This is a genomic window from Lysinimonas soli (genome assembly GCF_042655435.1).
Lineage (GTDB): Bacteria > Actinomycetota > Actinomycetes > Actinomycetales > Microbacteriaceae > Lysinimonas > Lysinimonas soli.
The window spans coordinates 437,737-452,172 of the sequence record NZ_JBHSMG010000001.1 but is presented as its reverse complement, the minus strand read 5'-3'; the positions used below and the strand labels follow the sequence as shown (position 1 = coordinate 452,172).

The following is a 14,436-nucleotide window of genomic DNA, read 5'->3' as shown; positions in this document are numbered from 1 at the left end:
CGTGTCGGCACAGGATCACGGCGAATGGCTGCGCCGCGACATCCCCCACGTCCCGGTCGTGCTCGGCGACCGCGGCGTGACGGTCGGCCCTTTCGTCGAACCCGGCAGCGGCCCCTGCCTCTACTGCATGCAGCTCTCCCGAACGGATGCCGACCCGGCTTGGCCCGCCATGGCCACGCAGCTCTGGGGTCGTCCCGCCCCGGCGCCCGCACGGCTCGCGATCGTCGAGGCCGCCGCCTTCGCGACGCGGCGTATCCTGCGTCGGCTCGAAACCGGGCCCGTCGCCGTCGCCACCAGCTGGCAGCTCTCGGCTCGCGACGGGGCGATCAGCCCGCGCGTCTGGTCGCAGCACCCCGCGTGCCGCTGTTCAGCTCCGCCAGAAAGCGACTGGGCTCCCGCTGCTGACCGCGCGACCCCGTCCGCGACCACGACATCCGCAGCCGCCGCCGTGCCCGCGTGATGCCGACATAGAGCAGGCGACGCTCCTCGTCGATGGCGGCCTCGCCCCGGGCGTAGCTGACCGGCAACAGCCCCTCGCACAGCCCGATCAGGAACACGGTGTCCCACTCCAGCCCCTTCGCGCTGTGCAGGGTCGACAGCACCACGGCCGAGACCGTGAGCTCGTTGTTCGACTCGGCGCGCTCGCTCAGCTCTTCGGAGAAGCGCTCCAGGGTCACCGAGGTCGGCAGCGATGAGGCGAACCGCACGATCGCGTCGAGTGCGTCCCAGTTCTCGCGCGGCAGCGAGGAGTCCTCGGGGCGGATGCTCCAGCCCGCCTCGCGTGCGAGGTCCGAGACGACCTTGAGCATCGACTCGTCGGGGTGGCTGCGTGCCTGCACCCGCAGGGCCGACGTCACCATCCGCACCGACGAGAGCTGGAAGAACTTGCTCGCCCCGAGCTGACGCACGGCGACCCCGCGCTGCCGCAGCGCCGCCTCGACGGCGGCGGCCTGCTCGTTCACCCGGAACAGCACCGCGATCTGCTCGGGCCGGATGCCGGATGCCAGCTCCTTGACCACCGCATCCGCGACCGCGCTCGCCTCTGCGGCATCGTCGTCGAACGCCGCGACGCCCGGAACCGGTTCGGCGACCGAACTCGTCGCCCGCAGCTGGAGGGCGCCCGGACGGTCGCGCATCAGGCGGTTGGCGAGCGTGAGCACTCCCGGCGTCGAACGGTAGTTGCGCTCCAGGCGCACGACGCTCGCCTGCGGGAACTCGCGCTCGAACTGCAGCAGGTACGAGCTGCTCGCGCCCGTGAACGAGTAGATCGTCTGGCTGGCGTCGCCGACGACGCAGACGTCGGTGCGGTCGCCGCGCCAGAGCTCGAGCAGGCGGTGCTGCAGCGGGGAGACGTCCTGGTACTCGTCCACGGTGAAGAAGCGGAACTGGGCGTGCACCTGGGCGAGCACCCGCGGTTCGGCGTCGAGCATCCCCGCGGTGGCGAGCAGCACATCCTCGAAGTCCAGGCGACGGCGCTCGTCCTTCAGGCCCTCGTAGCGGGTCTGGATGTCGACCACGGCATCCACGTCGAGTCCGGCCGGCATGGCCCGCTGCTGCGCCGCGACCGCGTAGCCGGCGATGCTCAGCTCGGAGGTCTTGCGCCACTCGATCTCGGTGGCGAGTTCGCGCAGCACAGCTCCGCCCAGGCGGATGCGGGCGGCATCCCCGGCCTCCGAGATCAGCCGCGCCTTGTTCTCGACCAGCTTGGGCGGCGGGCCGCCGACGAGATCGGGCCAGAACTGGGTCAGCTGCTGCAGCGCCGCCGAATGGAAGGTGCGCGTCGTCGCCCCACTCGCCCCGAGCTGGCGCAACCGTTCGCGCAGCTCGCCCGCGGCCTTGGTCGTGAAGGTCAGGGCCAGCACACTGCCTGGCGAGTAGGTTCCGCTGCGCAGCCCGTGTGCGATCCGGTAGGTCAGCGCCCGGGTCTTGCCGGTTCCGGCGCCGGCGAGGATGCAGACCGGCCCGAGCAGACGGGTCGCCGCCTCGCGCTGCTCGGGGTCGAGGCCCGCGAGCAGTTCGTCGTCGAGGCCGCTCATCCGGTCACCGTCGGCTCACCATCGGCCGCGGTCGGGCAGCTCCCCGCCGTACCAGTCGTCGATGATCGCCCGCGCGATCGACGTCGAGCCGGGAAGCCGGATCTCGCCCATCGCGGCGGCGAGTTCGTCGCGGGTGAACCAGCGCAGCTCGAGGATCTCCTCGCCGTCCGGGCGCCCGATCGTCGACGCGCCGTCGGCGACCCTCGCGCGGAACCCGACCATGAGCGACGCGGGGAACGGCCAGGGCTGGCTGCCCTGGTAGACGGGATCGGTGACCCGCACCCCCGACTCCTCGTAGACCTCCCGGATGACCGCCGCCTCGAGCGACTCCCCCGGCTCGACGAAGCCCGCGAGCAGCGAGAAGCGGTTCTTCTCCCACAGCGCATTCGAGCCGAGCAGCAACCGGTCGTCGTCGTCCGTGATCCCGACGATGATCGCCGCGTCGGTGCGGGGGAACAGCTCGGCGCCCGACTCGATGTCGCGGCGGGTCCAGCCCGCGGCATCCGGTGCGCTCGGGCGGCCGGTGCGCGGCGAGAATCCGTACGAGGCGTGCCAGTTCGCCAGCGCCAGCGCCTCGGTGAAGAGGCCGGCGTCGCGCGTGCTGAGCTCGCTGCCGAGCAGGCGCAGATCGCCCCAGGCCGCCGACGCCGATCCCTCCGACAGGGTCGCCGCCACCTCGTCGTCGACGAGCAGCGCGACGACCGGCGCCCCGACCGCGAGTCCCGGCTCGTCGGCGACGGCGCGACCGAGATAGAGCGCCAGGTCGTGCGACGGAACCTCGCCCGGAGACAGCAGCGCGAGCCGGCCCGGTTCGGCGAGAAGGGCCAGGCGATCGTGCAGCACGACGACGCGCGCCAGCGGATCGGCCAGCAGCGCCTCGATCCCGAGGGTGCGCGAGAGATGGTCGCGGTCGATCGATGCCCGCGCCAGCGGCAACCGGGAACCGAAGGAGTCGTTCAGAGCAACCTCCGGAAGCAATGGAGAAGGGCGTGGCGTGCGGCCGAGGCGGGCATCCGCCGACCTACCCTGTCGTCATGGCCAGATCCCATCTCACTCTAGCGGCGCTCGCCACCTCGGCCGTGGCCGAGCTCGACGTCGTCGGGGCCCAGGCCTTCGGCTCGATGGGGCACGGCGACTTCGATGCCGCCCTGCTCACCGGGCGCGACGGTCGCCACTGGATCGTGCGGGTTCCGCGAAGCGAGAGCGCCGAGGCGGAGCAATCCGCCGACCTCGTGGCGCTCCGCGCGCTGAGCACCGGCGTGCGCACCCGTCTGCCCTTCGCCGTCTCGAGCTTCGCGGGGCAGGTGCCCGTCGCGGGCACCCGGGCCGTGGTCTACGAGTTCGTCTACGGCGCCAAGATCTCGCTCGCACACATCACCCCCGAGCTCGCCGCGTCGATCGGCGAGGCGATCGCCGCCATCCACGCCCTGCCCACGAGCTTCGCGATCGACGCCGGGCTTCCCGCGCACAGCGCGGTCGAGGGGTTGCGCGCCGCGATGACGCTGATGGATCGCGCCGCCGCCACCGGGCTCGTCCCGATCGCGCTGCAACAGCGTTGGGAGCGCGCGAGCGAGGACTCCGCACTCTGGCAGTACACCCCGACGGTGATCAACGGCTCGCTCGGATCGGACTCGCTGCTCGCGGCATCCGACCAGGTCACCGGTGTGCTCGGCTGGCACGGTCTGCGGGTGGGCGACCCCGCCCTCGACCTGCAGTGGCTGCTCGGTGCGACGGTCCCCGGTGCGACGGATGCCGCGTTCGACGCCTACTCGGCGGCCCGCGGCCAGATCGACCGTCACCTGCGCCAGCGCGCGACCCTGCTGGCGGAACTCGAGGTGGCCCGCTGGCTGCTGCACGGCACCGAGGTGCGCTCGACCGAGATCGTCGACGACGCCGTCGAGATGCTCTCGGCCCTCACCGACGACGCGAACCTCGACGTCATGAGCCCGCTCACTGCCCGTACCGCGCCGGTGCTGGCCGTCGACGAGGTCGAAGCCCTGCTCGACCGGGCCGAGCGGGCGCGCGCGTAGCTCGCGGGGCGGCTCCGCCTCGCCCTCGCCGTCGCCCTCGGCCCTCGTGCAACTCGCCGAGCGCCGCGCTTTCCCGCCGCCGCCGCCGCGGATCGCGGCGCGCTCGCGAGAATCGACGGCGCTCGGCGGGAGCAGCGCTCAGGGGGCCGCGGGCGCGCGCTTCACGATCCGTACGAGCCTCCGGGGACGGCGCAGGTCGAGCTGCAGGGTGAGCTGGTGGCGACGCGCGAGGATCACGGCCACCACGAGGCCCGCCAACGCGGGAACGCCGCCCGCCACCAGGAACGCCGCCTGGGCGCCCAGGTTCTGCGCGATCCATCCGATGATGACGCCGCCGGCCGCCTGGCCGCCCACGTTCACCATGATGTAGAACGACATGATCCGACCCCGGATGCCGAGATTGGTCGACAGCTGCGTCAACGACTCCGAGGTGGTCGCGAACGCCAGCCGCGAGATCCCGATGCCCACCAGGGCGCCGAGGAACACGAAGTACCACGGCGCGACCCCCGCGACCGCGGTGACGACCCCGTAGACGATGACCGAGATCACCATCGACCGCAGTCGGAGGTGGCGCCGTCGGGTCGAGATCAGGGCGCCGAGCAACGCACCGGTCGCCGCCAGCGAACTGTAGAGGCCGTACCCGGCCGCGCCCGTGGCGTAGGTCGTGTTCGCCGAGGCCGTGAACAGCACCGGGAGGTTCATGCCGAAGGTGGCGACGAAGAACATCAACACGATCGGCCAGAAGATGGTGGGTTTCGAGAGGGCGTAGTGCAGGGCCTCGCGGATCTGACCGCTCGCGGCGGCCTTGCGCGGTGAGCGCCCCAGCTCGTGGGTGCGCATGAGCACCAGCGCGACGACGGCCACCGCCGAGGTCGCGGAGTTGATGGCGATCGACCAGCCAGAGCCGACGAGCGTGATCAGCACGCCGCTGATCGCGGGGCCGAGCAGGCCGCCCAGGTGGAAGATGCTCGCGTTCAGCGTGATCGCGTTGCGCAGCCGGTGCGATCCGACCATCTCGGTCACGAAGGCCGACCTCGACGGCGAGTCGACGGCCATCGAGCACCCTGTGATGGCCGCGACCAGGAAGACCTGCCACGCCTCGGCCGCCCCGAGCAGCACGAGCACGGCGAGCAGTCCGTTGAAGACCGTGCCGACGGTCTGTGTGATGATCAGGGTCCGGTGGCGGCGGTAACGGTCGGAGATGACGCCCGCCCATGGGCCGATCAGCAGGGTGGGCGCGAACTGGAGGGTGACGGTGAGCCCGACGAGGGCGACGTTGCCCGTCAGCTCCAGTACGAGCCAATCGATCGCGACCCGCTGCATCCAGCCGCCGATGTTGGCGAACAGCTGGCCCACGACGTAGAGCCGGTAGTTGTAGGCGCGGAGGGCGATGAAGGTGTCGCGCCAGCGCGGGGCCTGAGCCAGCACCGGGATCGGTTGGGTGACGGCCGAGGGATCGATTCCGGTCGTCTTCGTCACGTTCCCCAACGCTACGCTCGCGGCATCCATTCGATTGTGGAATCCTGACTATAAGTCCCATTGCATTCTCGAATGAAAGAGGCGACGTGTTCGATCCGACCCTGCTGCGCACCTTCGTCGCCGTCGCCGAGACGCTCAGCTTCACGCGTGCGGCCGAGCGACTGCGGTTGAGCCAGCCGACGGTCAGCCAGCAGGTCCGCAAGCTCGAAATCGCCGCGGGACGGCAGCTCGTCGCGCGCGACACCCGTGCGGTCGCGCTGACCGACAACGGGGATGCCATGCTCGGCTTCGCGCGCAGCATCCTGGCCGCACACGACGAAGCCGCCTCCTACTTCACCGGATCGGCGATGCGAGGTCGCCTGCGCTTCGGCTCGGCCGACGACCTCGCCCTCACCCAGCTGCCACAGATCCTGCGCGACTTCCGGCAGCTGTACCCGCAGATCAACCTCGAGCTCACCGTCAGCCAGAGCGGCGTGCTGACCCGGCGGCTCAACGCGGGTCAGCTCGACCTGGTCTTCGTCAAGCGCGAGCCCGACCAGCCCGACGGGCGCGTCGTGCGCCGCGAGCGGCTGGTGTGGGTCGCCCACAAGTCGCTCCAGCTCGAGGCCGACCAGCCCGTGCCGCTCATCGCCTACCAGGCGCCGTCGCTGTCTCGCACCGCCGCGATCCATGCCCTCGAGGATGCCGGGCGCACCTGGCGCATCACCTGCAACGTGCGCGAGATCAACGGCGTGCTGGCGGCGCTGCGGGCCGGGATCGGGGTGGCGGTCTTTCCGCAGAACCTCATCCCGGGAGATCTCGTGCCGGTCACGACCACCTTCGGGCTCCCCATGCTCGGCGAGATCGACTTCACCCTGCTCGACAACCCTCGCGCGACGCGCGAACCGGTGGATGCCCTGGTCGCGGCCATCGTGGCCCGCTCCTCCCTCGGCGTGAACGCATAGCCCGTCCCCCGCCCCCGCTCCCGCCCCCCGGCCGTCGAAATGCCACTTGGCGCGGCCACCTGGCCGAAATCCCGCACCAAGTGGCATTTCGACGACTGACGGGAGGCGGGCGGCGGCGGGCGGCGGCGGGCGGCGCGGGTCAGGCGAAGGCGGCGCGCCAGCGGGCGAGCAGCTCGTCTTCGCTGTCGATGTGCGCCGGCCGGATGACGAGGTCGTCGGCGACGAAATAGAAGGCGGCGTCGATCCGGGCCGGGTCGATGCCGGCCCACCGCGAATAAGCCAGCCGGTAGAGCGCGAGTTGCAGCTGTTTGCGCTCGAGGTCGTCGGCATCCTTCGGGGCTTTGCCGGTCTTCCAGTCGACCACCTCGAAGCGGTCCCCCTCGGTCCGGTAGACCGCGTCGATCTTGCAGATCACGATGCGATCGCCGAACGGCAGGTGGATCTCGCGCTCCACCTCGACGGGACGTCGCGTCGCCCACGGCGAGGCCTCGAAGATCGCCTGCAGCCGCGCGAGATCCGCGGCGTCGACCCCGTCTCCCCCGTCGTCGAGCTCGATGGCACCGGCATCGAGCTCATCCGCCCCCGAGCCGAGACCGTAGCGGTTCTCGACCCAGGAGTGGAACAGCGTGCCCAGCCGGGTCGCCGTGAAGGGGCGCTCGGGCATCGGACGCAACAGCGAGGAGGCGACGGAGCCCGGGTCGCTCACGAAGTCCTTGAACCGCGACGCGGGCACTCGCGTCGGCAACGGCACCGCCCCGGCCCCCGCAAGACGCCGTGTGCGCTCGGTGAGCAGCAGCTCGAGCTCGTCGGCCCACCGTCCCGCGATCGCGGGCTCGGCCGCGCGCACCGCCTCCGCCGCGGCCTCGACGGCCGCCCGACGCCGCCCGAGCGGGTCGAGAGGCCAGACGATGCGCTCCTGATCGTCGCCGAGCGGATTCTCGAGGTTCTCGGGAGCGGCCGGCAGCTCGGGGATGACCTCCGCCATCGCGAGCTCGCGCAGGAAGACGCTCGGCTCGCGGTACTCCTTCTGCGTCGCCCAGAACGCGCCGCTCAGCAGCAGCTCGTGGCGCGCGCGGGTGACGGCGACGTAGGCGAGCCGGCGTTCCTCGTCTTCGGCGCGGCGGCCGACCGCGGCCTTGAAGCGACCGCGCTCGTCGACGAGCTCCTTGCGGGTGGTCGCCGACATCCAGTCGTACTCCGGCAGGTCGGTCGAGTCCCCACGGAACGGCCACGGCAGCTGCCCGAAGGCCAGCCACCCGTTCGTTCCCTCGATCGGCCGCGACGGCAGCTCCTCGGCCACCAGTCGCGGCACGGCGACCAGGTCCCACTCGAGGCCCTTGGCACCGTGGATCGTCAGGATCTGCACCGTGCCGGGCTCCGGGTCCTCGGGGCGCGGCGAGAGGTCCTCCCGCTCCTCGGCGGCCCGCAGCCAGGCCAGGAATCCGTTGAGCTCCGACCCCACCCGCGTCGAGACGTCGTCGAGGGCCAGATAGCCGTCGATCGCGTCGAACAGGGCCTCCATCGGCGCGCCGCCGAGCGGGCGATCCTCGTTGGCGACGACCTCGATGTCGAGCCGCAGCTCCTGCTCGACCAGCGAGACCAGATCGGGCAGCGAGAGGGATGCCCGCGATCGCAGCCGCGCGATCACCTGCCCGGCGTCGCGCAGCCGGGCCAGCCCGAGCTCCGAGAAGTGCGCGAGCGCCGTGTGCCCCTCGCGGGCCGTGGCGAGGAAGTCGAGCGCGTCGACGATCGAGCCGCCCTCCCCCTCGGTCAGGCTCGAGCGCAGTTGCTCGCGCACGTCGTCGGCGAAGACCTGCTGGGCGTGGTCGCGATCGCGCAACCAGGATGCCAGCCGGTTCAGCGCGTGCAGATCGCGCACCCCGATGCGCCAGCGCGATCCGGCGAGCACCCGGACCAGCTCGAGCCCCGCCCCCGGATCGACCAGCACCGAGAGCATCGACACCAGGTCGGCGATCTCGGGCTCGGCGAGCAGTCCGCCGATGCCGAGCACGTGGTACTTCACGCCGTGCTCGCGCAGCTTGCGCAGAAACACCGGCTGCGTCTTGCGGGCGCGGAACAGCATCGCGGCGCCGGGGAGCTCGCCGTCGCGCTTGGGCCTGCCCACGCGCGCCGCGAACCAGGCCGCGACGGCATCCGCCTCGCTCTCGAGGTCTTCGGCGAAGAGCACCTCGATCGGCAACGCGCTCGCGACGGGCGAGGGCACGAGCTCTTCGACGGGGACGCGCGACGCCGCCGAGAGCGGCCGGACGAGCTGGTTGGCGGCGTCGAGGATGCGCCGCCCGTTGCGCCAGCTGGTCGACAGCGCGAACACCGGCCCGCTCGCCCCGAACTGCGCCGCGAACTGCTCGAGGTTCGAGGCCGAGGCGCCGCGCCATCCGTAGATCGACTGGTTCGGGTCGCCGACCGCCATGACCGGATGCCCGGCGAACAGCTCGGCGAGCAACCAGGTCTGCACCACCGAGGTGTCCTGGTACTCGTCGAGCAGCACGACCCGGTATCTCGCCCGGAGCTCCTCGGCGACGACCGGTTGCGCGCGCACGATCCGCAGGGCGAGCGCGACCTGATCGGAGTACTCCACGGCGCTGCGCGCCAGCTTGGCGGCGTCGTACTCGCCGACCAGGTCGACGAGCACGTCGAGCGCGCCGACCGCGGCGACCATGCGATCCACGTCGGCGTAGGCACCCCGCCCGCCGGCGGGCAGCTCGCCGACGGCGGCGAACCGGCGCGCGAAGTCGCGCACCTCGTCGGGGTCGGCCACGTTCTCGGCGAGGGCACGGCTCAGGCCGAGCACCGCCGTGGTCACCGGATCGAGATTGCGATCGAGGCCGGGCAGCCGCGGGTCGCTCGACCGCATGACCGTGGCCCGCGCCAGCTGCCAGGCCCCCGCCTCGCCCAGCACCGCCCCGTCGCCCTCGCGCCCGACCAGGATCGCGTTGTCGCGGAAGATCGTGTTGGCGAAGGAGTTGTAGGTCGCCACCACGGGCGCCTGGAACGGATCGTGGTCGTCGACGGTCAGGCCGGCCGCCGCGAGCTGCTCGATCCGCTCCCGGATGCGCACGGCCAGCTCGCCCGCGGCCTTGCGTGTGAAGGTCAGCCCGAGCACCTCGCTGGGCAGCACATGCCCGTTGGCGAGCAGCCAGAGCACGCGGTTGGCCATCGTCTCGGTCTTGCCGCTGCCCGCACCCGCCACGACGAGTGCGGGCGCGAGGGGCGCCTGGATGACGGCCTGCTGCTGCGGCGTCGGCTCGGGCTGGCCGAGGGCGCGCGCGATGTCGACCGCGGAGTACCGCGCGGGCGCCGCCTCGGCGTGGTCGGCGACCGGCTGCTCCTGCTCAGTCACTCGACACCGCCTTCACGCGGTGCAGCCGCAGCCGCGGCGTCGTACCGAAGCCGCCGAAGGCCTCGAGCTCGAGACGCCCCTCGAACTCGGCGGCCGCGATGAGCACCGCGGCCTGCTGGATGCGCTCCCGCACCGCCTCGAGCCCCTCGGCATCCAGGGGTGGCTGATGCCCGTCCCGGTAGCGCCTGCCGTCCTTGCCCTCGCGCACGTACAGCAGCTTCGCGCCGCCGGGGGCGTGCTCGCCGTGCGGGCCGAGCGCCTCGTCGAACTTACCCTCGGCGTAGGCGAGCTGGTACGCCCCGAGCTGCGGGTGCGCCGCGATCGTCGCCGCCGCGGTGATCGGCCGCCCGGTCTTGAGGTCGACGATGACGACGGTCCCGTCGGCGGCGCGCTCGACCCGGTCGATGGACCCGCTCACGACCACGCGGGGCTTGGGCGTGCCGTCGTCCCGCGGTTCGGCCCCCTCGATCTCGCCGTACTCGAGGCGGAACCGGCCCTCCGCCGCGACGAGGATCTTGCCCTCACGCCGGAAGTCGGCGAGGTAGTCGGCGAGCGCCTCGGTGAAGACCCGGGCCAGCTTGCGCTGACGTTCGGCCAGCCACGGCGACTCGAACACGAGCTCCCCCCAGCGCGATTCGACCGCGCTCCAGAGGTTCTCGACCACGGGGTCGTCGGTGGTCTCCATCGCCCAGTGCAGGATCGTGCCGACCCCCGCGACGACGCCCGAGTCGCTGCCCGCGATGGTCTCGAGGAACCAGTCGAGCGGCGAATCCTCGAGCCGCTCGATGCGGGACGGCGACACCGGGATGGTCTCGCCCTCGTAGAGCGCACCGGTCGACGAGATCGGTTCGAGCCCGTGCCAGTCGGCCGGATCGGCGCCCGGCAACCCCAGGCTCGCCAACGCCGCCAGCGAGGATGCCGCACCCGCCGCATCCGCCCGGTTCGACCGCGGGTCGGCGAGGGTGCGACGCAACCGCCCGGTGAAGCCGCGAAGCGACAGCGGCGGCCGGGTCGACGAGTCCAGTAGGGGCGTCTCGGGCGGCAGCAGCCCGAAGAACACACTGCGCGCCTCGTCGTCGTTGGCCACCGCCGCCAGTACGACCCGTTCGCTCGCCCGGGAGACGGCGAGCGCGAACATGCGCAGCTCGTCGTCGAGCACGAGCTTGCGATCGTCGATCGTGCCCTCGCCGGCGGCGCGATCGTGGCCCAGCGCGCGCAGGAGCTTCTGCGGCTGCAGGAGCGATCCGCGCGCGCGCAGGTTCGGCCAGACCCCGTCCTGCAGGGCCGCCACGACGACGGTGCGGAACTCGAGGCCGACCGCTCCGGACGGCGTCGTCACGAGCACTGCGTCGTCATTGCGGCGCGGGGTCAGCACGTCTTCGGGCACCTCGGCGTCGATCACCTCGGCCAAGAACTCCCCCGCGGGAGAATCCGGTCGCCGTTCGGCGAAGCGCTTGGCCGCCGTGAAGAGCGCGACGACGGCGTCGAGGTTGCGGTTCGCCTCGGCCGCGACCGGCCCGCTGCCGAGCGCCTGATCGTGCCACGGCTTGGCCAGCCCGCTGCGGTCCCAGGCGAGCCAGAGCAGATCCTCGATCGACCCCTCGCTCGCGCGCAGCGCGGCCAACGTGTCGGCGAGCCGCTCGGCCTGACGGCCCGGGCGACTGTCGATCGTGACGAACCGGCCAGGGGCGGCGAGCGCCTCGACGAGCAGCTCCGAGCTGGTGCGCGACCCGCCGTGCGCCAGCTCCTCGGCGCGCAGGGCGAGACGGAGCCGGCGCAGCGCCAGGGCATCCAGCCCACCGAAGGGCGAGAGCAGCAGATCGGCCGCGAGTTCGGCGTTCAGCTCGACCCGCCCCAGGCCCACCTCGACGAGCGAGAGCAGACTGCGTGCCGCGGTCTCGTCGCGCAGCGCGACCCCGCCGCCCGCCGTGCGCGTGGGGACCTCGGCGAGCGCGAGCGCGCGGGCGATGCCGGGGGCGTGCGCGCTGCTGCGCACGATGACCGCCAGCTGACTCCACGGCACCTCCCGCCCCAGGTGCTCCTCCCGCAGCAGCCGGGCGATCGCCGCCCACTCCCGCGCAGGGCTCGTGGCCTCGATGCGGGCCAGCGGGATCGGAGACGAGGATGCCGCCCGCGCCGCGTCCGCCCGCCGCTGGGTTCCCGCCGCGGCGGTTCCGATCCGCTCGGTCGCCGCGCTCGTCAGCGCGCGCAGCGGACCGGGCTGTCGGTGCACGGTGTGCAGCACGATCCTCTCGAGCCCCGCGACACCGAGCACCGTGCTCAAGCGGCCGAGAGCGTCGGGCTCGCCGCCGCGGAAGGCGTTGGCCGCGACATCCGGATCGCCGAACGCGATCACCGCGACGCCGCGACCGGTGAGCGCGCGCAGCATCGCGAGGGTCGACTCGGTCGCCTCCTGCAGGTCGTCGACGATGACGAGTCGCAGCCGCGACACCCGGTCGTCGGCCTGCGCCCCCGACCCGCCGTCGCGGATCGCCGCGACCGCGAAGCGGGCCAGCTCGGCCGGATCGAGCTGCCGGGCACGGCTGGATGCCACGATCTCGAGGTACTCGGCGATGAAATCCGCGCTCGCCACCCAGGTGGGACGCCCGGTGGAGACGCCCAGTTCGCGCAAGCGCTCGGGCGTCACGTCGTATTCGGTGGCGCGGGCCATCAACTCGCGCAGCTCCGTGCGGAACCCGCGCAGGCGTCGCACCGCCGGGTCGAGGGGGGCGGGCCACGTCGGACCTGTGCCGCTCTCGAGGTGACCGTCGAGGATCGCGGCGATGTCGGCATCCTGCTCGGCCGCGGTCACCAGGCGCGGCGGCTCGGCCCCGGCCGCCCTGGCGGCCGCGCCGACGAGTTCGAAGGCGAACGACGACACCGTGCGGGCGAGCGGACCGTTGCTCGGCACCCCGATGCGCAGCGCGAGCCGATCACGCAGGCGGGTCGCGGCCGCCCGCGAGGAGGTGAGCACGAGCACGTCGTCGGGCGACCAGCCGCGTCCGCCCTCGCCGACCGGCGCGATCCGTTGTGCCACCAGCTCGACGATCGTCGTCGTCTTGCCCGACCCCGGAGCCCCGAGAACCGCGGCGCAGACGCCGTCGGGCAGCTCGACGACGACGCGCTGCCCGGGATCGAGCTGCACCGGATGCGAGCCCGCCGGGGGCGTGCGCTCGAACCGGATCCCGCTCATGCGCCCACCGTAGCGGGCGGTGCCGACGGGGTCCGTTCTGCTGTGGGTGAACCCCGCGACGACGGGCTCACGGCATCCCGTAATCTTCGGGTGTGGACATTCGCATCGGTATCGCCAACAGCCCCCGTGAGCTCAACATCGAGTCGTCGCAGACCCCTGCCGAGGTCGAGAAGATCGTGTCGGCCGCGCTCAACTCCGACGCGAAGTTCCTCACCCTGACCGACACCAAGGGCAAGCTCTACATCATCCCGGTCGCCTCGTTCTCGTACCTCGAGATGGGCGGCGAGGAGTCCCGTCGCGTCGGATTCGTCGCCTGATCCACCCGGGTCGTTAAGCTTCTCCCGTGGAACTGCTCTTCGTCACGGTGATCGGCGCCTTCATCGGCCTCGCAGCGCGCTACGTGCTGCCCGGTCGGCAGTCCTACGGGCTGTTGCTGCTGCCGGCGGTGGATGCGGCGGTGACGGCGGCGGTCTGGGCCGCGCTGGTCTGGGCGGGCTGGAAGTTCGACGGCGGCTGGATCTGGGTGGCCGCGCTCGTGATCGGCGGCCTCGCCGCGATCCTGGCGGCGGTGCTGCTCGCGCGCGGTCGTCGGCTGTCCGACCAGCGCCGACTGCACACCCTTTCGGGCGGCCGCGCCTAGCCTGCCGGGGCGCGCATCGCCCGCCCGCGTCCGGACTACGCGGTCAGACCCAGCACGTCCATGCGGCGGGTGTGCGCCGAGATGAGTTCGGTGAAGACCGGCTCGATGCGCTCCTCACCCGGCAGCTGACCGCCGATGGCCAACGACGACCTGGCCACGAGCATCGTGTCGCCGACCAGGCGGCGTCCCCACATCGCGAGACGCGAGGCGAGGCGCGAACTGCCCTCGATCGCGGTGCGCAGTTGTGCGACCAGGACGGCCTGACCCTTGTCGATGTCGAGCAGCAGCGAGACCCGCGACGACAAACCGCTGGGCAGCCCCGCCGCGAGGCCGGTGAAGAAGTCGGTGAGGAATCCGCCCGTCAGGTAACAGGTCACGAGACTCTCCGGCCAGTCGGCGCCCTGGATGCGACGGCGGAAGTCGTCGAGTTCGGCGCGGAACGGCTCCATCGCGGCGACCGGGTCGATGCCCGCCCCGCGCATCTCGGTGACGACCCCCTCGTGCGCCTCGAGCACCTCGGCGACCGCGGCGCTGAGCGCCGTCTTGGCCGAGGTGGTCGGCGCCAGCAGCACGGCGCGGCTCAGGTTCTCGAACAGCACGAGGGTGAGGTAGCCCAGCCGACCGAGGTAGACCGGGGTCGGCGGGGTCAGTTCTGCGAGCTCCACCCGGGCGACGGCGATCGCGTCCGATCGCGGGGTCAGCTGCGGCGCAACCGCCCGTGGGCGCCGACGACGGAACAGGCTCAGCACGCCT

10 protein-coding genes are annotated in these 14,436 nt (G+C 72.3%); 4 read left to right on the top strand and 6 right to left on the bottom strand.

Annotated elements, in window-relative coordinates:
• Positions 1–326 precede the first annotated feature (326 nt).
• Both ACFPJ4_RS02160 and nudC read right to left on the bottom strand, forming a co-directional pair.
• Positions 327–2,036 (bottom strand): ATP-dependent helicase, encoded by a 1,710-nt coding sequence (locus tag ACFPJ4_RS02160; RefSeq protein ID WP_386738645.1) that lies wholly within the window; start codon positions 2,034–2,036, stop codon positions 327–329.
• Between the two features lie 15 nt (positions 2,037–2,051).
• Positions 2,052–3,014 (bottom strand): NAD(+) diphosphatase, encoded by a 963-nt coding sequence (gene nudC / locus ACFPJ4_RS02155; protein WP_386738644.1) that lies wholly within the window; start codon positions 3,012–3,014, stop codon positions 2,052–2,054.
• A 56-nt stretch (positions 3,015–3,070) separates the two neighbouring features.
• On the opposite strand from nudC, the gene ACFPJ4_RS02150 reads away from it, so the two are divergent.
• Entirely contained in the window at positions 3,071–4,066 is a 996-nt protein-coding gene (locus tag ACFPJ4_RS02150) for a phosphotransferase (protein ID WP_386738643.1), read from the top strand.
• A 138-nt stretch (positions 4,067–4,204) separates the two neighbouring features.
• On the opposite strand, the gene ACFPJ4_RS02145 is transcribed toward ACFPJ4_RS02150, so the two are convergent.
• Positions 4,205–5,545 carry an MFS transporter gene (locus tag ACFPJ4_RS02145; protein ID WP_386738642.1) on the bottom strand — a complete coding sequence of 447 codons (1,341 nt, stop codon included), beginning with the start codon at positions 5,543–5,545 and terminating at the stop codon, positions 4,205–4,207.
• A gap of 86 nt (positions 5,546–5,631) precedes the next feature.
• On the opposite strand from ACFPJ4_RS02145, the gene ACFPJ4_RS02140 reads away from it, so the two are divergent.
• Positions 5,632–6,489, top strand: a complete 858-nt coding sequence (locus tag ACFPJ4_RS02140) for a LysR substrate-binding domain-containing protein (RefSeq protein WP_386738641.1) — start codon at positions 5,632–5,634, stop codon at positions 6,487–6,489.
• A 139-nt stretch (positions 6,490–6,628) separates the two neighbouring features.
• On the opposite strand, the gene ACFPJ4_RS02135 is transcribed toward ACFPJ4_RS02140, so the two are convergent.
• Entirely contained in the window at positions 6,629–9,850 is a 3,222-nt protein-coding gene (locus tag ACFPJ4_RS02135; protein ID WP_386738640.1) for an ATP-dependent helicase, read from the bottom strand.
• Positions 9,843–13,043, bottom strand: coding sequence for an ATP-dependent helicase (locus tag ACFPJ4_RS02130; protein WP_386738639.1), 3,201 nt, complete (start codon positions 13,041–13,043; stop codon positions 9,843–9,845). The genes ACFPJ4_RS02135 and ACFPJ4_RS02130 overlap by 8 nt, the downstream gene beginning before the upstream one ends.
• A gap of 92 nt (positions 13,044–13,135) precedes the next feature.
• On the opposite strand from ACFPJ4_RS02130, the gene ACFPJ4_RS02125 reads away from it, so the two are divergent.
• Both ACFPJ4_RS02125 and ACFPJ4_RS02120 read left to right on the top strand, forming a co-directional pair.
• Complete coding sequence (locus ACFPJ4_RS02125; protein ID WP_386738638.1) at positions 13,136–13,360, top strand: DUF3107 domain-containing protein; 225 nt, start codon at positions 13,136–13,138, stop codon at positions 13,358–13,360.
• A 26-nt stretch (positions 13,361–13,386) separates the two neighbouring features.
• On the top strand, positions 13,387–13,683 hold the full coding sequence (locus ACFPJ4_RS02120; protein ID WP_386738637.1) for a hypothetical protein: 297 nt from the start codon (positions 13,387–13,389) through the stop codon (positions 13,681–13,683).
• Positions 13,684–13,718: 35 nt separating this feature from the next.
• Here ACFPJ4_RS02120 and ACFPJ4_RS02115 read toward each other — a convergent pair whose 3' ends face one another.
• A complete protein-coding gene (locus ACFPJ4_RS02115; protein ID WP_386738636.1) occupies positions 13,719–14,432 on the bottom strand; it encodes a ferritin-like fold-containing protein in 714 nt (237 codons plus the stop codon).
• Between the last annotated feature and the right edge of the window lie 4 nt (positions 14,433–14,436).

Coding starts and splice junctions, on each gene's coding strand:
- ACFPJ4_RS02160 (WP_386738645.1), bottom strand. CDS start 2,036: ATGAGCGGCCTCGACGACGAACTGCTCGCGGGCCTCGACCCCGAGCAG.
- ACFPJ4_RS02150 (WP_386738643.1), top strand. CDS start 3,071: ATGGCCAGATCCCATCTCACTCTAGCGGCGCTCGCCACCTCGGCCGTG.
- ACFPJ4_RS02130 (WP_386738639.1), bottom strand. CDS start 13,043: ATGAGCGGGATCCGGTTCGAGCGCACGCCCCCGGCGGGCTCGCATCCG.